Source organism: Pseudomonas aeruginosa (genome assembly GCF_001457615.1).
Lineage (GTDB): Bacteria > Pseudomonadota > Gammaproteobacteria > Pseudomonadales > Pseudomonadaceae > Pseudomonas > Pseudomonas aeruginosa.
This window is the reverse complement of the sequence record NZ_LN831024.1, coordinates 3,835,971-3,855,019: the sequence shown is the minus strand read 5'-3', so window position 1 is coordinate 3,855,019 and position 19,049 is coordinate 3,835,971. Positions and strand designations below refer to the sequence as shown.

Below are 19,049 nucleotides of genomic sequence, written 5' to 3'. Positions count from 1 at the left end.
TTCAGGCCGGTTCGACCGCGGCGTCCGCCGCTTGCGCCTGGGCGGCCTTCAGCCGGCGCATCTGTTCCACGCCCCAGAGCACCCGCTCGGGCGTCGCCGGCGCGTCGATGGCGGGTTGCGCGCGGTAGTCGGCGAGGCTGGCCACGGCGTCCTTGATCGCGCACCAGACCGAGATGCCGAGCATGAACGGCGGCTCGCCCACGGCCTTGGAATGGAACACGGTCTGCTCCGGATTCTTGCGGTTCTCCAGCAGTTTCACCCGCAGGTCCAGCGGCATGTCGGCGACGGCGGGAATCTTGTAGCTGGCCGGGCCGCTGGTCATCAGCTTGCCCTTGGCGTTCCAGACCAGTTCCTCCATGGTCAGCCAGCCCATGCCCTGGACGAAGCCGCCTTCGACCTGGCCGATGTCGATGGCCGGGTTCAGCGAGTCGCCGACGTCATGCAGGATGTCGGTGCGCAGCATGCGGTATTCGCCGGTGAGGGTATCGACTATCACCTCCGAGCAGGCGGCGCCGTAGGCAAAATAATAGAAGGGCCGGCCACGGGCCTGCTCGCGGTCGTAGAAGATCTTCGGCGTGCGGTAGAAGCCGGTGCTGGACAACGAAACCTGGCCGAAGTAGGCCTGCTGGACCAGTTCCTCGAACGGCAGGATCAGCTCGCGGATACGCACCTGGTTGTTGCGGAACTCGACGTCTTCCTCGCTGACCTTCCAGTGCCGTGCGGCGAACTCCACCAGGCGCCGCTTGATGGTTTCGGCGGCATTCTGCGCGGCCTTGCCGTTCAGGTCGGTGCCCGAGGAGGCGGCGGTGGGGGAGGTATTGGGTACCTTGTCGGTATTGGTGGCGGTGATCTGGATGCGCTCCACGTCGACCTGGAAGACCTCGGCGACCACCTGGGCGACCTTGGTATTGAGGCCCTGGCCCATCTCGGTGCCGCCATGGTTCAGGTGGATGCTGCCGTCGGTATAGATGTGGATCAGCGCACCTGCCTGGTTGAGGAAGGTCGCGGTGAACGAAATGCCGAACTTCACCGGGGTCAGCGCCAGGCCTTTCTTCAGGACCGGGCTGGCGGCATTGAAGGCACGGATTTCCTCGCGGCGGCGGGCGTACTCGCTGCTCGCTTCCAGCTCGGCGGTCATCTCCGCCAACAGGTTGTGCTCGACGGTCTGGTGGTAATGGGTGACGTTGCGCTCGTTCTTGCCGTAGTAGTTGAGCTTGCGCACCTCCAGCGGGTCCTTGCCCAGGCTGCGGGCCACGGCGTCCATGATCTCCTCGATGGCGACCATTCCCTGGGGCCCGCCGAAACCGCGGTAGGCGGTGTTCGAGGCGGTGTTGGTCTTGCAACGGTGGCCGTTGATGGTGGCGTTGCCGAGGAAGTAGGCGTTGTCCGAGTGGAACATGGCGCGGTCGACGATCGAGCCGGAGAGGTCCGGCGAATAGCCGCAATTGCCGGCCAGGTCGATCTGGATGCCGTGCAGGCGGCCATCGTCGTCGAAGCCGACGTCGTATTCGACGTAGAACGGGTGACGCTTGCCGGTGATCTGCATGTCCTCCATGCGCGGCAGGCGCATCTTCGCCGGACGCCCGGTGTGGTAGGCGACCACCGCGCACAGGCAGGCCGGCGCCGCGGCCTGGGTTTCCTTGCCGCCGAAGCCGCCGCCCATGCGGCGCATGTCGATGACGATGCGGTTGAAGGAAACCCCGAGGACCTCGGCCACCAGCTTCTGCACTTCGGTGGGGTTCTGGGTCGAGCAATAGACGATCATGCCGCCGTCTTCGCTGGGCATTACCGAGGAAATCTGCGTCTCCAGGTAGAAATGCTCCTGGCCGCCGATGTGCAGCGTGCCTTGCAGGCGATGCGGCGCGCCGGCCAGCGCGGCGGCGGAATCGCCGATGCGGTGCTGGTGGCTGTCGAGGACGAAATGGCGCTTGCGCAGGGCCTCGACCACGTCGAGCACCGGCTCCAGGTCTTCGTACTCGACGATCGCCGCCATGGCCGCCTTGCGCGCGGTTTCCAGGCTGTCGGCGGCGACCGCCAGGACCATCTGTCCGACATACTCCACCTTGCCATCGGCCAGCAGCGGGTCGCCGGCCACCACCGGGCCGATGTCGAGCTGGCCGGGAACGTCGGCGGCGGTGAGGGCGATGGCGACGCCGGGGAACTGGTAGCAGGGCGTCACGTCGAGGCGGGTGATGCGGGCGTGGGCGCGCTCGCTCAGGCGCGCATAGACGTGCAACTGGTTGGGAAACTCCAGGCGATCGTCGATGTAGATCGCCTCGCCGCTGACGTGCTTGGGGGCGCTTTCGTGCTTGACGCTGCGGCCGACTCCGGTGGTCAGCTCGGCGCGGAACAGGTCGGCCAGCTCTTCCTGGCTCTTGTGCGGCTTGCGATGGTTAGACATAGGCGGTCACCCGGGTTTCGACGGCGGGAGCGTGCAGCTCCAGGAAGCATTTGCGCAGCAGGTTCTGCGCGGTCAGCAGGCGATATTCCTTGCTCGCGCGGAAGTCGCTGAGCGGGGTGAAGTCGTTCGCCAGGGCGGCCGCGGCGCGTTCGAAGCTGGCGGCTTCCAGGCGCGCGCCTTGCAGCGTCGCTTCGCAGGCGGCGGCGCGCTTGGGAATCGCCGCCATGCCGCCGAAGGCGACCCTGGCGCGGGCGATCCGGCCATCTTCCAGGTCGAGGCTGATGGCGGCGCAGACCGCGGAAATATCGTCGTCGATGCGCTTGGAGACCTTGTAGGCCTTGAACGCCTGGCTGGGCCGGGCACGCGGGACCAGGATCTTCTCGATGAACTCGCCTTCTTCGCGGGCGGTGACCTTGTAGTCGAGGAAGTACTCCTCCAGCGGCAGCTCGCGGCGCCGTTCGCCGCGGCGCAGGACGATCTTCGCGCCGAGGGCGATCAGCAGCGGCGGGGCGTCGCCGATCGGCGAGGCGTTGCCGATATTGCCGCCGAGAGTGCCCTGGTTGCGGATCTGCAGGGACGCGAAACGCTGCAGCAACTCGCCGAAGTCCGGGTAGTCCGCGGCCAGCGCCTGGTAGCAGTCGGTCAGCGGGGTGGCGGCGCCGATTTCCAGGCAGTTGGCGCCCACTTCGATGCGTTTCATTTCGCGGATGTGGCCGACATAGATCATCACCGGCAGTTCGCGATGGAACTGGGTGACCTCCAGCGCCAGGTCGGTGCCGCCGGCCAGCAGGCGTGCCTGCGGATTGGCGCCGTAGAGGTCGGCCAGGTCGGCGACGGTGAGCGGCAGCAGGCAGCGCCGGTCACCGCTGTTCAGCTCGGCGGTTTCGCGCGGAGCGATGGCGCGCAATTGCTCGATGGTGGCGGCTTCCCGGGCGTCGAACTGGTCTGCGCGCTTGTGGCAGCAGGCCTGCTCGGCGGCGTCGAGGATCGGCCGGTAGCCGGTGCAGCGGCAGAGGTTGCCGGCGAGCGCCTCGTGGGCCTTGGCCGGATCGGCGCCGGCGCTGTTCTTCTGCAGGGCGAACAGCGACATGACGAAACCCGGCGTGCAGAACCCGCACTGCGAGCCATGGCAGTCGACCATCGCCTGCTGCACGTCGTGCAGGCGGTCCTGGTGCTTGAGGTCCTCGACGGTGATCAATTGCTTGCCGTGAAGGGCGGAAACGAAGGTCAGGCAGGAGTTCAGGCTGCGATAGCGGATGCGTTCGGCACCATCCTCGCCGGTGACCAGTTCGCCGACCACCACGGTGCAGGCGCCGCAATCGCCGGAGGCGCAGCCTTCCTTGGTGCCGGTCTTGCCGAGGTGCCGGCGCAGGTAGTCGAGGACGGTGAGGTTGGGGTCCAGGCGTTCTTCGACGCGGATCTCCCGGTTGAGCAGGAACCTGATCAAGGCGTGCCTCCAGGCGGGTTCTTGTTATTGAATTCTAGGCCTTGCAGGAGAACCGGCCGGAGTGGGGCGGTTTCCGCACAGGGCTCCACGGTAGGAGCTATGGAGGCGAATCTAGAAAAAACTGACTTTTGAGTCAAATAATTTTTTGACCTGTAGGTCAGTCAGTTTGCCCATAAACGAAAACGGCACCCGAAGGTGCCGTTTCCCAGGGGCGGGACGCTCAGATGCGCTGGGTGTCGGTAAGCTGGTATTCCTCGCCGGCATAGTAGGCGCGCACCTTCGGGTCCATCACCGCGCGCCAGAGCGGTGGGAACAGGGCGAGGACGATCATCCCGGCGTAGCCGTTGGGCAGTTGCGGGCTGCTGTCGTAGTGGCGCAGCACCTGGTAGCGGCGCTTGGCGTAGGCATGGTGGTCGGAATGGCGCTGCAGGTGGAAAAGGAACAGGTTGGTCAGGAGGAAATTGCTGTTCCACGAGTGTTCCGGCGTGGTGCGTTCGTAGCGGCCGTTGTCCAGGCGCCGCCGATGCAGGCCGTAGTGCTCGACGTAGTTGACGATCTCCAGCAGGGTGAAGGCCATCACCGACTGGCCGAGGAAGAAGATCGCTCCCAGCCAGCCGAAGGCCAGGCTGAAGCCGAGCAGGAAGAGGGCGCTGATGGCGTACCACCAGATCAGCTCGTTGCGCCAGTGCAGGGCCGGCAGGCCCTTGCGCTTCAGGCGCTCGGCCTCCAGGCGCCAGGCGTTGAGGAAGTTGTGCTTGTAGGCGTGCGGGAGGAACGAGTAGAGGCTCTGGCCGTAGCGCGAGGACGAGGCATCTTCCGGGGTCGAGACGTGTACATGGTGGCCGCGCACGTGTTCGACCTTGAAGCCGGCATAGCACACCGCTGCCAGCAGCAGGCCGCCGGCGTTCTGTTCCAGTTGCGGGTCCTTGTGGATCAGTTCGTGGGAGACGGTGATGCCGATGGCGCCCATCACGGTGCCCACCGACAGGATCCAGCCCAGTTGGCCGACCCAGTCCCAGCGGGTCTCGTGGGCGAGGATCCAGCCGGACCAGACGAGCATGCCCAGCAACAGCGGGACGGTGGCCAGGGACAGTACGCGGTAGTAGCCCTGTGCTTCCATCTCCGGCACTTCGCTGGCTTCCTCGGGGTTGGCCGGATCGCGGCCGACGATGGCATCGAGGATCGGGATCAGCCCGAACACCACGCTGATCACCAGCCAGGGCCAGGCGTTGGGGTAGTCGCTACCGAGCGACCACCAGTAGCTGAGCGGGATGCCGAGCACCGCGATCAGCCAGATCCAGTAGCCGTACTTTTTCAGACGCAGCATCCAGGCAGAGGAAAGCGAGGCAAACATGGGAAGTCCTCGTATTTATCTTGTTAGATTGTCTGACAATTGTCCTCCCTTGGCCGGCCTGCCCCATCCCAACCTTCGTTCTGTCCGCCGCTTCGCCGGGAAGCCGGCGGGGTAACGCCCTGTGTTACACTTCCCATCCATATACCCCCGGAAAACGCGCCCCTGGATAAAAGGATCACCATGACGTTCAAGGCCCCGGACAGCCTGGCAGAGCAGATCGCCCACCACCTCGCGGAACGCATCATCCGGGGAGAACTCAAGGAACGGGAACGTATCCAGGAGCAGAAGGTCACCCAGACCCTCAACGTCAGTCGCGGCTCGGTCCGCGAGGCGCTGCTGATTCTCGAACGCCGCCACCTGGTGAACATCCTGCCGCGCCGCGGCGCCCAGGTGTCCGAACTGTCCCCGCAACATGTGGAAAGCCTCTACGCGCTGATCGTGCAGCTCTACATCCTGCTGGCGGAAAGCGTCGCCCGGCGCTGGCGCAGCGAAGCCGAGCTGGCACCGTTCCTGGTCATCCAGCAGCGCCTGCTGAACAACCTGGCGCAAAGCGATATCGACGGCTTCGTCGAGGCCAGCTTCGACATCATGCGCGCGGCCTTTCCTTTCGCGAACAATCCCTACCTGCAGGAGACCGTCGAAAACCTGCTGCCGGCGGTGAGTCGCGCCTACCACCTGGCGCTGGAACGGCGCAAGGCGGAAATGAACCAGTTCCTCGGCAGTTTTGCTCAGCTCCTGCAAGCGGTGATCGCCCGTGACGAGGCGAGGATCCGCGAGGTCCTGCTGGAATACGGCCGCCACAACTGCCAGCTGGTGCTGGCCGCGCTCGCCGAACGCTGATGGCGACCCTGGCGGGAGCGCACGCATGCGCCTGAAGAGCATCAAGCTGGCGGGGTTCAAGTCCTTCGTCGATCCGACCACGGTGAACTTCCCCAGCAACATGGCGGCAGTGGTAGGGCCGAACGGCTGCGGCAAGTCGAACATCATCGACGCGGTGCGCTGGGTGATGGGCGAAAGCTCGGCGAAGAACCTGCGTGGCGAGTCGATGACCGATGTCATCTTCAACGGCTCGAATACCCGCAAGCCGGTGAGCCAGGCGAGCATCGAGCTGATCTTCGACAACGCCGAGACCACACTGGTGGGCGAATACGCCCAGTACGCCGAGATATCCATTCGCCGGCGGGTCTCGCGGGATGGGCAGAACACCTATTTCCTCAACGGCACCAAGTGCCGGCGGCGCGACATCACCGACATCTTCCTCGGCACCGGCCTGGGGCCGCGCAGCTACTCGATCATCGAACAGGGCATGATCTCCAAGCTGATCGAGGCGCGTCCGGAAGACCTGCGCAACTTCATCGAGGAAGCCGCGGGCATTTCCAAGTACAAGGAGCGCCGCCGCGAAACCGAAAGCCGCATCCGTCGGACCCAGGAAAACCTGGCACGCCTCACCGACCTGCGCGAAGAGCTGGGGCGGCAACTGGAACGCCTGCACCGGCAGGCCCAGTCGGCGGAAAAATACCAGGAGCACAAGGCCGAGGAGCGCCAGCTCAAGGCCCAGCTGGGTGCCGTGCGCTGGCGCGACCTGAACGAGCAGGTCGGTCAGCGCGAGCGGGTCATCGGCGACCAGGAGGTCGCCTTCGAGGCCCTGGTAGCCGAGCAGCGCGGTGCCGATGCCGGCATCGAACGGCTGCGCGACGGCCATCACGAGTTGTCCGAACGCTTCAACCAGGTGCAGGCACGCTTCTATTCGGTCGGCGGCGACATCGCCCGGGTCGAGCAGAGCATCCAGCATGGCCAGCAGCGCCAGCGCCAGTTGCAGGACGACTTGCGCGAAGCCGAACGGACCCGCCAGGAAACCGAATCGCACCTCGGGCACGACCGTACCTTGCTCGCGACCCTGGCCGAGGAAATGGCCATGCTCGCACCGGAACAGGAACTCAGCGCGGCCGCCGCGGAAGAAGCGGGCATCGCCCTGGAACAGGCCGAGCAGGGCATGCAGGCCTGGCAGCAGCAGTGGGATGCCTTCAACCAGCAGAGCGCCGAACCCCGCCGCCAGGCCGAGGTGCAGCAGTCGCGCATCCAGCACCTGGAGCAGAGCCTGGAGCGCCTGCAGGATCGCGAGCGGCGCCTGCAGGAGGAGCGTGGCCAGTTGGCGGCCGACCCCGAGGACGCGGCGATCCTCGAACTCAACGAGCAGGTGGCGATCGCCGAACTGGCCCTGGAAGAACTGCAATTGCAGGAGCAGGGCCAAGCCGAGCGACTCGAACAATTGCGCCAGGAATTGCAGCAACTGGCCGCCGAACAGCACCAGGCGCAGGGCGAGTTGCAGCGCCTGAACGGGCGCATCGCTTCGCTGGAGGCCCTGCAGCAGGCCGCTCTCGATCCCGGACAGGGCGCCTTGGAGTGGTTGCGCGAGCAGGGCTTGGAACAACGTCCGCGCCTCGCCGAAGGCTTGCGTGTCGAGCCGGGTTGGGAGCTGGCGGTGGAGACCGTGCTCGGCGCGGATCTGCAGGCGGTCTTGCTGGACGGCTTCGACGGGCTCGCCCTGGCCGGCTTCGGCAAGGGCGAGCTGCGCCTGCTCAGCCCCGCTCGCGGAGCCGCGACGGCGGCCGGTTCGCTGCTGGACAAGGTCCGCGCCGACGCCGACCTGAGTCCCTGGTTGGCCCGGGTGAAACCGGTGGAGACCCTGGAACAGGCGCTCGCCCAGCGCGGCGCCCTGGACGACGGCGAGAGCCTGATCAGTCGCGATGGCTACTGGGTCGGCCGGCACTTCCTGCGGGTCCGGCGCAGCGACGAGGCCCAGGGCGGCATGCTCGCCCGCGCCCAGGAACTGGAGGCGTTGCAGGAGCGGCGGGAGGCCCTGGAAACCCGTGTCGCCGAAGGCGAGGAGCGTCTGGCTGCGGCCCGCGACGAGCAGCGCGAGCTGGAAGGCGCGCGCGAGCAGGTGCGGCGCCAGGTCCAGGAGGAGGGGCGCCGGCACGGCGAGCTGAAGGCGCAGTTGTCCGCGCAGCAGGCCAAGGTCGAGCAACTGGTACTGCGTCGCCGCCGTCTCGACGAAGAAGTGGCGGAACTGGCCGAGCAGCGCGCGCTGGAACAGGAGCAACTGAGCGAGGCGCGCCTGACCCTGCAGGAAGCGCTGGATAGCATGGCGCTGGACACCGAGCGCCGGGAAACCCTGCTGGCGGAGCGTGACGCCCTGCGCGAACGGCTCGACCGGATTCGCCAGGATGCCCGCACCCACAAGGACCATGCGCACCAGTTGGCGGTGCGGGTCGGCTCGCTGAAGGCGCAGCACAATTCCACCCAGCAGGCCCTGGAGCGCCTCGACCAGCAGTCGGCGCGCCTCAACGAGCGTTGCGAACAGCTCAACCTCAATCTGGAGGAGGGGGCGGCACCGCTGGAAGAGCTGCGCATGAAGCTCGAGGAGTTGCTGGAGCGGCGGATGGCCGTCGAGGACGAACTCAAGCAGGCGCGGCTGGCCCTGGAAGACGCCGATCGCGAACTGCGCGAGGTGGAGAAGCGCCGCGGCCAGGCCGAGCAGCAATCGCAACTGCTGCGTGGCCAGCTGGAGCAGCAGCGCCTGGAGTGGCAGGGGCTGGTGGTGCGGCGCAAAGCCTTGCAGGAGCAGCTCGCCGAAGACGGCTACGACCTGCATACGGTACTGGCCAACCTGCCCCTGGATGCCAGCGAACGCGATTGGGAGGAGCGTCTCGAGAGTCTCGCGGCGCGCATCCAGCGTCTGGGGCCGATCAACCTGGCGGCGATCGAGGAGTACCAGCAGCAGTCCGAGCGCAAGCGCTACCTGGACTCGCAGAACGACGACCTGGCCGAAGCGCTGGAGACGCTGGAAAACGTCATCCGCAAGATCGACCGGGAAACCCGCAATCGTTTCAAGGAAACCTTCGACCAGATCAATGCTGGCCTTCAGGCATTGTTCCCGAAGGTATTCGGCGGCGGTACGGCATATCTGGAACTTACCGGCGAAGATCTACTCGATACCGGTGTGGCGATCATGGCGCGCCCGCCGGGCAAGAAGAACAGCACCATCCACTTGTTGTCCGGCGGGGAAAAGGCGCTGACCGCGCTGGCGCTGGTATTCGCCATCTTCCAGTTGAACCCGGCGCCGTTCTGCATGCTCGACGAAGTCGATGCGCCATTGGACGATGCCAACGTCGGACGTTATGCGCGATTGGTGAAGGAGATGTCGGAAAAGGTGCAGTTCATCTATATCACCCACAACAAGATCGCCATGGAAATGGCCGATCAGTTGATGGGCGTGACCATGCATGAGCCGGGCTGTTCACGGCTTGTTGCAGTTGACGTGGAAGAGGCGGTCGCATTGGCTGAAGCCTGAGTGTCAGGCAGTGTAAACTTGTGCATGGGCATGTTAGTTTAATGGCCACTTTTTGTATCGCGTGGGAAAGTTCTGTCAGAACAAGGTTGGCTCCACGTTTCAAGGGACAGGACGTCCTTTTTTCATTTTTTATTCACCATTTTCACTAGGGGCTACGGAATTACATGGATATCGGTCTGCGCGAATGGCTTATCGTTATCGGGCTTATCGTGATCGCCGGCATTCTCTTCGACGGTTGGCGGCGGATGCGGGGCGGCAAGGGCAAGTTGAAGTTCAAGCTCGACCGCAGTTTCGCCAATCTGCCGGACGACGACGGCGACTCGGCTGAACTGCTGGGGCCGGCGCGCGTGGTCGAGCATCGCGAGCCATCCTTCGACGAACAGGACCTGCCCAGCGTCAGCGCCCGCGAAGCCAAGGAACGCAAGGGCGGCAAGCGCCAGGAAGAGCCGCGCCAGGGCGATCTGGACCTCGACGAGGGGCTGGCCCTGGAGGCGGACCCGAGCGATGCCGCCGAGACGGTGGAGCCGCGCAAGGGCAAGTCGAAGGGCCGCAAGGAGAAAGAGCGGGAGAAAGCCCCTGCGGTTGCTGCCGAACCTGCCCCGGTCGACGAGGTGCTGATCATCAACGTCATCGCCCGCGACGAGAGCGGCTTCAAGGGGCCGGCATTGTTGCAGAACATCCTCGAGAGCGGCCTGCGCTTCGGCGACATGGACATCTTCCATCGCCACGAAAGCATGGCCGGCAATGGCGAGATCCTGTTCTCCATGGCCAATGCGGTGAAACCGGGCACTTTCGACCTGGACGACATCGACAACTTCAGCACCCGCGCCGTGAGCTTCTTCCTCGGCCTGCCGGGGCCGCGCCATCCGAAGCAGGCCTTCGACGTGATGGTTGCCGCCGCTCGCAAGCTGGCCCACGAGCTGAACGGCGAGCTGAAGGACGAGCAGCGCAGCGTGTTGACCGCCCAGACCATCGAGCACTACCGCCAGCGCATCATCGACCATGAGCGTCGCAGCCTGATGCAGAAGCGCTGATCCGGCCACAGCCCCTTTCTTCGTACGGGAGGGGGCGAACTACTCTATAGAGCAGCCGAGGCTGCTCTTTTCGTTTCACGGACTCCCACCATGACCGACACCCAGGCTGCCGCCGAACGCATCGCGCAACTGCGAACCGAACTGGACACCCACAATTACCGTTACTACGTGCTCGACGAACCGAGCATTCCCGACGCCGAATACGATCGCCTGTTCCGCGAGTTGCAGGCGCTGGAGGCCGAGTACCCGCAACTGCTGACGCCCGACTCGCCGACCCAGCGGGTCAGCGGCACGCCGGCCTCGGCGTTCGGCGAAGTGCGCCATGAGATCCCCATGCTCAGCCTTGGCAACGCCTTCGAGGAGCAGGACCTGCTGGACTTCGACCGCCGCGTACGCGAAGGACTGGCCGACCTGTTGCCTGGCGGCGACCTGCTCGGCGGTGGCGCGGAGGTCGAGTACAGTTGCGAGCCGAAGCTGGACGGCCTGGCCGTCAGCCTGCTCTACGAACGCGGCCAACTGGTGCGCGGCGCCACCCGCGGCGATGGCAGCACCGGCGAGGACATCACCAGCAACGTACGCACCATTCGCAACGTACCGCTGAAGCTGCACGGCGAAGGCTGGCCGGAGATCCTCGAAGTGCGCGGCGAGGTGTTCATGTCCAAGGCCGGTTTCGAGGCGCTCAACGCCAAGGCCGTGGAAACCGGCGGCAAGACCTTCGCCAACCCGCGCAACGCGGCGGCCGGCAGCCTGCGCCAGCTGGATTCAAAGATCACCGCCAGTCGCCCGCTGGAATTCTGTGCCTACGGCTTCGGCCAGGTCAGCGGGACGCTGCCGGACACCCAGGTGGGCATCCTCGAGGCGTTCCGCGGCTGGGGTATCCCCATCAGTCGCGAGCTGCGCCTGGTCAAGGGCGCCCAGGCCTGCCGCGACTACTACGACGACATCGGTCGCCGACGCGATGCGCTGGCCTACGAGATCGACGGCGTGGTGTTCAAGGTCAACCGCATCGCCTTCCAGCGCGAACTGGGCTTCCGCGCGCGCGAGCCGCGTTGGGCGATCGCCCACAAGTTCCCCGCGCGCGAGGAGCTGACCGAGCTGCTGGGTGTCGAGTTCCAGGTCGGCCGCACCGGCGCCGTGACCCCGGTGGCACGCCTCAAGCCGGTGCAGGTGGCCGGCGTCACGGTGTCCAATGCGACCCTGCACAACATGGATGAAGTCGCCCGCCTGGGCCTGCGCATCGGCGATACGGTGGTGATCCGCCGTGCTGGCGATGTGATTCCGCAGGTCATGCAGGTGGTGCTCGAGCGCCGCCCGGCGGATGCGCAGGCTATCGAGGTGCCCGAGCATTGCCCGGTCTGCGGCTCGGCCGTGGAGCGGACCCAGTTGGTCAAGCGCAGCAAGGGCAAGGAGTCGATCAGCGAGGGCGCCATCTATCGCTGCGTCGGCCGCCTCTCCTGTCAGGCGCAGTTGAAGCAGGCGATCATCCATTTCGTATCGCGCCGGGCAATGGACATCGACGGTCTTGGCGACAAGATCGTCGAGCAACTGGTGGATCGCGGGCTGGTCGCCTCGCCGGCGGATCTCTATACCCTGACCTATGAACAGGTGTTCGAGCTGGAAGGGTTCGCCGAGCTGTCCACCAACAACCTGCTGACGGCCATCGCCGATAGCCGCAAGCCTTCGCTGGCGCGCTTCATCTTCGCTCTGGGGATTCCCGACGTCGGCGAGGAAACCGCCAAGCTGCTGGCGCGTTCGCTGGGTTCGCTCGAGCGGATCGGCAAGGCGCTGCCGGAAGTGTTGACCTACCTGCCGGACGTCGGCGCCGAGGTGGCCTACGAGATCCACAACTTCTTCGCCGACGAGCACAACCGCCAGGTGATCGCCCAGTTGCGCGATGCCGAACATGGCGTGCAGTTGCAGGAAGAGGGCGAGGTCGCCGCGGAGTTCGCCGCTTGTGCCTCGCTGGCCGGTTTCATCGACAAGCTGAACATTCCCTTCATCGCCGCCACCGGCGCGGAAAAGCTGGCCAGCCGCTTCGGTTCGCTCGACGGCATCATCCGCGCCGACTGGCTCGATCTACGCCAGGTGGAGCGTCTGCCCGAGCGAGCGGCGAAAAGCCTGCGCGATTTCTTCGACGAGCCGGCCAACGTGCAGCGTGCCCTGGCCATCGAGGCGCAGTTGCGTGAGTTCGGCATGCATTGGCAGAGCGAGCGCAAGGCGGTCGAAGGCCTGCCTCTGGCCGGGCAGACCTGGGTGCTGACCGGCACCCTGGAGGCGATGAGCCGGGACGTGGCCAAGGACAAGCTGGAAGGGCTCGGCGCCAAGGTGGCCGGCTCGGTGTCGGCCAAGACCCACTGCGTGGTCGCCGGGCCCGGCGCCGGCTCGAAGCTGGCCAAGGCCAACGAGCTGGGCGTGAAGGTGCTCGACGAAGACGGCCTGCTGAAACTGTTTGACGAGCACGGCGTCGCCCGCTGAAGCGGCGGCGCTGCTGCGAAAGATTTCCGAAGACTGGAGTTAACGATGGACAAGGCAAGAAAGCAGCGGTTGCTGGGCGTGCTCGCATTGGTGGTGCTGTTCGGCGCCTACGTGGGTTGGAGCGAGCGGCCGCGCATCCTGCTGCATTACAGTGGCCAGGCTTCGGCGCCGATCGCCTACAGCTACAAGGAGCAGGGCGTGGAAACCTTCTCCGGGGAGATCCGGCCCGGCCAGGTCCGCGAGTTTCCGGTGAAGCTGTTCGGCGGCAGCGATTACCGGATCGCCTTCTCCTTCCATCGCGGTGAGGAGAAGTATGCGTCGTTCAGCACCAAGCCGGGCTGGGGCACCCTGGACCTGTATGTCGATACCGAGCTGAGCGTATCGACCCAGCCGCCGCCGGAGGGTCTGATCCAGCAGCAATGAACCGCTTTCGCGAAATGGATTGCAAACGTAAGTGCTTGAAGTGGTTGTAACTTACGCGCAAGCCGGTAGAATGGCGCGGCCTACCCGAGGGTAGGCTGCAATGGTGGCCCTGTCGGTCCCCCCGCAACGATTACCCGTCAACCTGGTCAGGTCCGGAAGGAAGCAGCCACAGCGGGAACATCGTGTGCCGGGGTGTGGCTGGCGGGGCCGCCTCCATTTCAGGCCCGCCATTTTCCGCACGCCGCCGCCGCTCTTATCGGTAGCGCTGCAGTATCTCCTCGATCTCTCCGCTGCGCTTCATTTCCTCGAACGTCTTCAGTATCGCTTCCACCGGAACCTCTGCGGAGTCCCGCACCATGCAGCTCACCGCCGTCTCTTCGAGCTGCGCGGCTTCCTGGAGTGGCGGCTGCCCCGGCGCCTGGCGGTTGCTCCAGTGCAGCGACAGTTGATGGCTGACCGCGTAGCGGTAGCGGCCGGCGCGCAGCTTTTCCAGCACCAGATCCTGGGTGCGCGCATCGTCGCGGCGCAGTCGGCCGATGTCGAACAGCGCTTGCAAGCGGGGATAGCTGTAGCCAAGGACGGTACCGATACGCTGGGCCGGCAGCGCCTCGGGAATCGGCGCGAAGCCTTCGCGGGCGACCAGGATGTCGCGTTGCACCAGCAGCGCGACGCTCCAGCGATAGCCGGGGAAGTCGTGGCTGAGCCAGGCGGGGCTGATGTAGCAGCGGACATCGATTTCGCCAGCGTTCATCGCCTGCTCGATGCGCCCGCGCGGGTAGGGGTGGTAGAGCGCCTTGCGGCCGACCTGCCGGGCAAGGGAGCGGGTGATGTCGTAGACGATGCCGTCGATCGGCTGGCCCCGTTGCAGGCGGACCAACGGCATGCTCCAGCTTTCCATCACCGAGAAGCGCAATGGCGTCGCGTCGGTCTCCGCGGCCGTCGCTGGCAGGGCCGCGAGCAACTGCAGCAGGAGCAGCGCAGGTGCGCCGAAATGAGGCATGAACGATGTCAGGGAAGGTAGAGTCATTGCCACCGACGAGGGCTGCTGAAGGGCCAGGGGAATTCTTAGCACGCAGTTTGCCAAGTCGGCGAGCGCAGAAGGGGTAAATTGCGCTAGCATTGGCCGACTTGTGCTTCCCTTCTGCGACGGTTTTCGATGAGTTATCAAGTTCTTGCGCGTAAATGGCGTCCCCGTTCCTTCCGTGAAATGGTCGGCCAGACCCATGTGCTCAAGGCTCTGATCAACGCCCTGGACAACCAGCGGCTGCACCATGCCTACCTGTTCACCGGTACCCGCGGGGTCGGCAAGACCACCATCGCGCGGATCCTGGCCAAGTGCCTGAACTGCGAGACCGGGGTCAGCTCCACGCCGTGCGGCGAATGCTCGGTCTGTCGCGAAATCGACGAAGGCCGCTTCGTCGACCTGATCGAAGTGGACGCCGCGAGCCGGACCAAGGTCGAGGATACCCGCGAGCTGCTCGACAACGTGCAGTACTCGCCGACCCGCGGACGCTACAAGGTCTACCTGATCGACGAAGTGCACATGCTCTCGTCGCACAGTTTCAATGCGCTGCTCAAGACCCTCGAGGAGCCGCCGCCGCACGTCAAGTTCCTGCTGGCCACCACCGACCCGCAGAAGTTGCCGGTGACCATCCTCTCGCGCTGTCTGCAGTTCTCCCTGAAGAACATGCCGCCGGAGCGGGTGGTCGAGCACCTGACCCACGTGCTCGGAGCCGAGAACGTGCCCTTCGAGGATGACGCCCTGTGGTTGCTCGGGCGCGCCGCCGACGGCTCGATGCGTGACGCCATGAGCCTGACCGACCAGGCCATCGCCTTCGGCGAGGGCAAGGTGCTGGCCGCAGACGTGCGGGCGATGCTCGGTACCCTCGATCACGGCCAGGTCTATGGCGTGCTCCAGGCCTTGCTGGAGGGCGATGCGCGCGCCCTGCTCGAAGCGGTGCGCCACCTGGCCGAGCAGGGGCCGGACTGGGGCGGCGTGCTTGCCGAAATACTCAACGTGCTGCACCGCGTCGCGATCGCCCAGGCCCTGCCGGAAGCGATCGACAATGGCCAGGGCGACCGCGAGCGGGTGCTGGCTCTGGCCCAGGCGTTGCCGGCGGAAGACGTACAGTTCTATTACCAGATGGGCCTGATCGGCCGCCGCGACCTGCCGCTGGCGCCCGATCCGCGTAGCGGCTTCGAGATGGTGTTGCTGCGGATGCTCGCGTTCCGCCCGGCGGACGCCGACGGCGCGCCGAGGACGCCGCTAAAGGACCTGGGGATCAGCAAGGCCACGACTGATCCCGCCAACTCCCCCGTGGCCGGCGCGGCCTCGCCTGCGCCGGTCGCTACCGTTGCTCCCGCGCCTGTCGTGGCTGCGCCCGTCGAAGCCCCGGCTGCCCCGCCGGCAGCGCCATCCGCGCCGCCGGTGGCGGTCGAGGCGCGCGTCACGGAAGCGGTTGTCGAAGAGCCCGCCGCCGCGGCAGAGGTCGTCGACTTGCCCTGGGAAGAGCCGGCGCCGAGCCTCGCTGCCGAGCCCGAGCCCGAGCCCGAGCCCGAGCCCGAGCCCGAGCCCGAGCCCGAGCCCGAGCCGCTAGCCGTGGAGGCTCCCTCGATCCCTCCGGCAGTGGCGGTCGAGGCGGTGGTGGAAACCGTTCTGGAAGCCCTGCCGGCTGCGTTGCCGGTAGCACCTGACGAGCAGGACGAGCAGGACGACGAGCCACCGCCCGCAGACGACTACTACGAAGTCGACATGGATACCCTGGCCTACCTGGATGCCGCGCCCGAGCCTGACGTGGTCGTGGTGGAGGAGCCGCTGCCGGCGGCGAAGCCGGCCACCGGCCTGGCCGCGGAGTGGCTGGAGCTGTTCCCGCGGCTCGGCCTCGGCGGCCTGACCGCCAGCATCGGTGCCAACTGTACGCTGGTAGCTGCCGACGGCGACCACTGGCATCTGCATCTCGATCCGGGCCAGAGCGCGCTGTTCAACGCCACCCAGCAGCGGCGGCTGAACGATGCGCTGAACCAGCACCTGGGGCGCACCCTCAAACTGGAGGTGACCCTGCAGAAGCCTGAGCAGGAGACCCCGGCCCAGGCAGCGGCACGCCGGCGTGCCGAGCGCCAGCGGGCGGCCGAGGCATCGATCGATGCCGACCCGTTGGTCCGGCAGTTGCGCGAGCAGTTCGCCGCGGTGGTCCGTGACGGTACCATCGAACCTTTGGAAGCCAAGGCCTGACCGGCGCTTGGCGCACGCAACAAGACGACATTCGAGGTGAAGAACATGATGAAAGGTGGCATGGCCGGCCTGATGAAGCAGGCGCAGCAGATGCAGGAAAAGATGCAGAAGATGCAGGAAGAACTGGCCAACGCCGAAGTGACCGGGCAATCCGGCGCCGGTCTGGTCAGCGTGGTGATGACCGGGCGCCACGACGTCAAGCGCGTCAGCCTGGACGACAGCCTGATGCAGGAAGACAAGGAAATCCTCGAAGACCTGATCGCGGCCGCGGTCAACGATGCGGTGCGCAAGATCGAGCAGAACAACCAGGAAAAGATGTCCGGCTTCACCTCGGGCATGCAACTGCCGCCCGGCTTCAAGATGCCCTTCTGATCCCGCGTTCGTGCCGGGTCCGCCTTCTTCGGACGGCGCCCGGCAGCCATTCCCCTCCCTCTATCCGACGAGTCCTGCATGAGTTTCAGCCCGCTGATCCGCCAACTGATCGAGTCCCTGCGCATTCTTCCCGGTGTCGGGCAGAAGTCGGCCCAGCGCATGGCGCTGATGCTGCTGGAGCGCGATCGCAGCGGCGGCCTGAAGCTGGCCCAGGCGTTGACCGCCGCGATGGAAGGGGTCGGTCATTGCCGGCAGTGCCGTACCCTCAGCGAGGAGGAGCTGTGCCCGCAGTGCGCCGACCCGCGACGCGACGACTCGCTGCTCTGCGTGGTGGAAGGCCCGCTGGACGTATTCGCGGTGGAGCAGACCGGCTACCGCGGCCGCTATTTCGTGCTCAAGGGACACCTGTCGCCGCTCGACGGCCTGGGGCCGGAGGCGATCGGCATTCCCGAACTGGAAGCGCGGATCAGGGACGGAGCCTTCAGCGAGGTGATCCTCGCCACCAACCCCACCGTCGAAGGCGAGGCCACCGCCCACTATATCGCCCAGCTACTGGCCGGCCGCGGCCTGACCTTGTCGCGTATCGCCCATGGCGTGCCGCTGGGCGGCGAGCTGGAGCTGGTCGATGGCGGCACCTTGGCCCACGCCCTGGCCGGACGGCGGCCGATCTCCTGAGCTCTGTGCCTCCCGTATCCGTAGGACGGGCGGCCTATACGCCCTCGCCGATGGCCAGTTTCCCGTATTGAAAACCAAGCAAGCGCTAGGTAAGTTCTGAGGCTCCCATCAGGAGCCCGGCCATGACTGACTTCCAGCAGTACTTCGACGAGTCCCATCAACTGATCCGGGATTCGGTTCGCCGTTTCGTCGAGCGCGAGGTGTTGCCGTACATCGATGAATGGGAGGAGGCCGAGGAATTTCCCCGCGAACTCTATCTCAAGGCCGGCGCGGCCGGGATCCTCGGCATCGGCTACCCGGAAGCCTACGGCGGCAGTTGCGAAGGCGATCTGTTCGCCAAGGTGGCGGCCAGCGAAGAGCTCATGCGCTGCGGTTCCGGCGGCTTGGTCGCCGGGTTGGGATCGCTGGATATCGGCTTGCCTCCGGTGGTCAAGTGGGCCCGTCCCGAGGTGCGCGAGCGGGTAGTGCCGGCGGTGCTGCGCGGCGAGAAGATCATGGCCCTGGCGGTCACCGAGCCCTCTGGCGGCTCCGACGTGGCCAACCTGAAGACCCGTGCGGTGCGCGATGGCGATCACTATCGCGTCAGCGGCAGCAAGACCTTCATCACCAGCGGCGTGCGCGCGGACTACTACACGGTGGCGGTGCGTACCGGCGGCGAGGGTTTCGCCGGCATCAGCCTGCTGCTGGTGGAGAAGGGCACTGCCGGGTTCAGTGTCGGCCGCAAGCTGAAGAAGATGGGCTGGTGGGCGTCGGATACCGCCGAACTGTTCTTCGACGACTGCCGGGTGCCTGCGGAAAACCTCATCGGCGTGGAGAATGCCGGCTTCGCCTGCATCATGGCCAATTTCCAGAGCGAGCGCCTGGCCCTGGCGGTGATGGCCAACATGACCGCGCAACTGGCTCTGGAGGAGTCGCTGCGCTGGGCGCGCGAGCGAGAAGCGTTCGGCAAACCGATCGGCAAGTTCCAGGTGCTGCGCCATCGTCTCGCGGAAATGGCCACGCAACTGGAGGTTTCCCGGGAGTTCACCTATCGCCAGGCAGCGAAGATGGCCGCCGGCAAGAGCGTGATCAAGGAGATATCGATGGCCAAGAACTTCGCCACCGATGTCGCCGATCGCCTGACCTATGATGCCGTGCAGGTGCTCGGCGGCATGGGCTACATGCGCGAAAGCCTGGTGGAGCGGCTGTATCGCGACAACCGGATTCTCTCCATCGGCGGCGGTTCGCGGGAAATCATGAACGAGATCATCGGCAAGCAGATGGGGTTGTAGGGCCGCGTTCT

Annotated in this window: 13 protein-coding genes and 1 other RNA gene; 10 read left to right on the top strand and 4 right to left on the bottom strand. The window is 65.9% G+C overall.

Annotation, left to right across the window (positions count from 1 at the left end):
• Position 1 precedes the first annotated feature (1 nt).
• The 3 genes from xdhB to alkB2 all read right to left on the bottom strand — a co-directional run bounded on the left by xdhB (position 2) and on the right by alkB2 (position 5,202).
• On the bottom strand, positions 2 to 2,401 hold the full coding sequence (xdhB, locus tag AT700_RS17590; protein WP_003122919.1) for a xanthine dehydrogenase molybdopterin binding subunit: 2,400 nt from the start codon (positions 2,399 to 2,401) through the stop codon (positions 2 to 4).
• Positions 2,394 to 3,848 carry a xanthine dehydrogenase small subunit gene (gene xdhA, locus AT700_RS17585; protein ID WP_033988241.1) on the bottom strand — a complete coding sequence of 485 codons (1,455 nt, stop codon included), beginning with the start codon at positions 3,846 to 3,848 and terminating at the stop codon, positions 2,394 to 2,396. The genes xdhB and xdhA overlap by 8 nt, the downstream gene beginning before the upstream one ends.
• 220 nt (positions 3,849 to 4,068) lie before the next feature.
• On the bottom strand, positions 4,069 to 5,202 hold the full coding sequence (gene alkB2, locus AT700_RS17580) for an alkane 1-monooxygenase AlkB2 (RefSeq protein WP_003083349.1): 1,134 nt from the start codon (positions 5,200 to 5,202) through the stop codon (positions 4,069 to 4,071).
• A 180-nt stretch (positions 5,203 to 5,382) separates the two neighbouring features.
• Between alkB2 and AT700_RS17575 the strand changes: the two genes are divergently transcribed.
• The 6 genes from AT700_RS17575 (at position 5,383) to ffs (ending at position 13,695) form a co-directional block, all read left to right on the top strand.
• A complete protein-coding gene (locus tag AT700_RS17575; protein WP_003083350.1) occupies positions 5,383 to 6,042 on the top strand; it encodes a GntR family transcriptional regulator in 660 nt (219 codons plus the stop codon).
• 25 nt (positions 6,043 to 6,067) lie between these two features.
• On the top strand, positions 6,068 to 9,556 hold the full coding sequence (gene smc, locus AT700_RS17570) for a chromosome segregation protein SMC (RefSeq protein ID WP_009876179.1): 3,489 nt from the start codon (positions 6,068 to 6,070) through the stop codon (positions 9,554 to 9,556).
• 164 nt (positions 9,557 to 9,720) lie between these two features.
• Positions 9,721 to 10,590 (top strand): cell division protein ZipA, encoded by an 870-nt coding sequence (gene zipA / locus AT700_RS17565; protein ID WP_003083352.1) that lies wholly within the window; start codon positions 9,721 to 9,723, stop codon positions 10,588 to 10,590.
• A gap of 90 nt (positions 10,591 to 10,680) precedes the next feature.
• Entirely contained in the window at positions 10,681 to 13,065 is a 2,385-nt protein-coding gene (gene ligA / locus AT700_RS17560; RefSeq protein WP_003114675.1) for an NAD-dependent DNA ligase LigA, read from the top strand.
• Positions 13,066 to 13,110: 45 nt separating this feature from the next.
• The gene (locus tag AT700_RS17555; RefSeq protein ID WP_003083354.1) at positions 13,111 to 13,488 is read left to right on the top strand and encodes a hypothetical protein; all 378 of its coding nucleotides are present in this window, start codon (positions 13,111 to 13,113) and stop codon (positions 13,486 to 13,488) included.
• A gap of 110 nt (positions 13,489 to 13,598) precedes the next feature.
• An RNA gene (gene ffs / locus AT700_RS29655) (signal recognition particle sRNA small type) lies at positions 13,599 to 13,695 on the top strand.
• Positions 13,696 to 13,741: 46 nt separating this feature from the next.
• Here the strand turns inward: ffs and AT700_RS17550 are convergent.
• On the bottom strand, positions 13,742 to 14,608 hold the full coding sequence (locus AT700_RS17550; RefSeq protein WP_003120462.1) for a substrate-binding periplasmic protein: 867 nt from the start codon (positions 14,606 to 14,608) through the stop codon (positions 13,742 to 13,744).
• Positions 14,609 to 14,644: 36 nt separating this feature from the next.
• On the opposite strand from AT700_RS17550, the gene dnaX reads away from it, so the two are divergent.
• From dnaX to AT700_RS17530, 4 genes are all read left to right on the top strand, one after another.
• Complete coding sequence (gene dnaX, locus AT700_RS17545; protein ID WP_031684762.1) at positions 14,645 to 16,720, top strand: DNA polymerase III subunit gamma/tau; 2,076 nt, start codon at positions 14,645 to 14,647, stop codon at positions 16,718 to 16,720.
• Positions 16,721 to 16,765: 45 nt separating this feature from the next.
• Positions 16,766 to 17,092 carry a YbaB/EbfC family nucleoid-associated protein gene (locus AT700_RS17540; protein ID WP_003087236.1) on the top strand — a complete coding sequence of 109 codons (327 nt, stop codon included), beginning with the start codon at positions 16,766 to 16,768 and terminating at the stop codon, positions 17,090 to 17,092.
• A 78-nt stretch (positions 17,093 to 17,170) separates the two neighbouring features.
• Positions 17,171 to 17,767 carry a recombination mediator RecR gene (recR, locus tag AT700_RS17535; RefSeq protein ID WP_003087237.1) on the top strand — a complete coding sequence of 199 codons (597 nt, stop codon included), beginning with the start codon at positions 17,171 to 17,173 and terminating at the stop codon, positions 17,765 to 17,767.
• Between the two features lie 122 nt (positions 17,768 to 17,889).
• Positions 17,890 to 19,038, top strand: a complete 1,149-nt coding sequence (locus AT700_RS17530; RefSeq protein WP_003103930.1) for an acyl-CoA dehydrogenase family protein — start codon at positions 17,890 to 17,892, stop codon at positions 19,036 to 19,038.
• Positions 19,039 to 19,049 lie beyond the last annotated feature (11 nt).

Excerpts from the sequence above, each read along its gene's own strand:
- xdhB (WP_003122919.1), bottom strand. The coding sequence starts at position 2,401 with ATGTCTAACCATCGCAAGCCGCACAAGAGCCAGGAAGAGCTGGCCGAC.
- alkB2 (WP_003083349.1), bottom strand. The coding sequence starts at position 5,202 with ATGTTTGCCTCGCTTTCCTCTGCCTGGATGCTGCGTCTGAAAAAGTAC.
- AT700_RS17575 (WP_003083350.1), top strand. The coding sequence starts at position 5,383 with ATGACGTTCAAGGCCCCGGACAGCCTGGCAGAGCAGATCGCCCACCAC.
- smc (WP_009876179.1), top strand. The coding sequence starts at position 6,068 with ATGCGCCTGAAGAGCATCAAGCTGGCGGGGTTCAAGTCCTTCGTCGAT.
- zipA (WP_003083352.1), top strand. The coding sequence starts at position 9,721 with ATGGATATCGGTCTGCGCGAATGGCTTATCGTTATCGGGCTTATCGTG.
- ligA (WP_003114675.1), top strand. The coding sequence starts at position 10,681 with ATGACCGACACCCAGGCTGCCGCCGAACGCATCGCGCAACTGCGAACC.
- AT700_RS17555 (WP_003083354.1), top strand. The coding sequence starts at position 13,111 with ATGGACAAGGCAAGAAAGCAGCGGTTGCTGGGCGTGCTCGCATTGGTG.
- AT700_RS17550 (WP_003120462.1), bottom strand. The coding sequence starts at position 14,608 with ATGCTAGCGCAATTTACCCCTTCTGCGCTCGCCGACTTGGCAAACTGC.
- dnaX (WP_031684762.1), top strand. The coding sequence starts at position 14,645 with ATGAGTTATCAAGTTCTTGCGCGTAAATGGCGTCCCCGTTCCTTCCGT.
- AT700_RS17540 (WP_003087236.1), top strand. The coding sequence starts at position 16,766 with ATGATGAAAGGTGGCATGGCCGGCCTGATGAAGCAGGCGCAGCAGATG.
- recR (WP_003087237.1), top strand. The coding sequence starts at position 17,171 with ATGAGTTTCAGCCCGCTGATCCGCCAACTGATCGAGTCCCTGCGCATT.
- AT700_RS17530 (WP_003103930.1), top strand. The coding sequence starts at position 17,890 with ATGACTGACTTCCAGCAGTACTTCGACGAGTCCCATCAACTGATCCGG.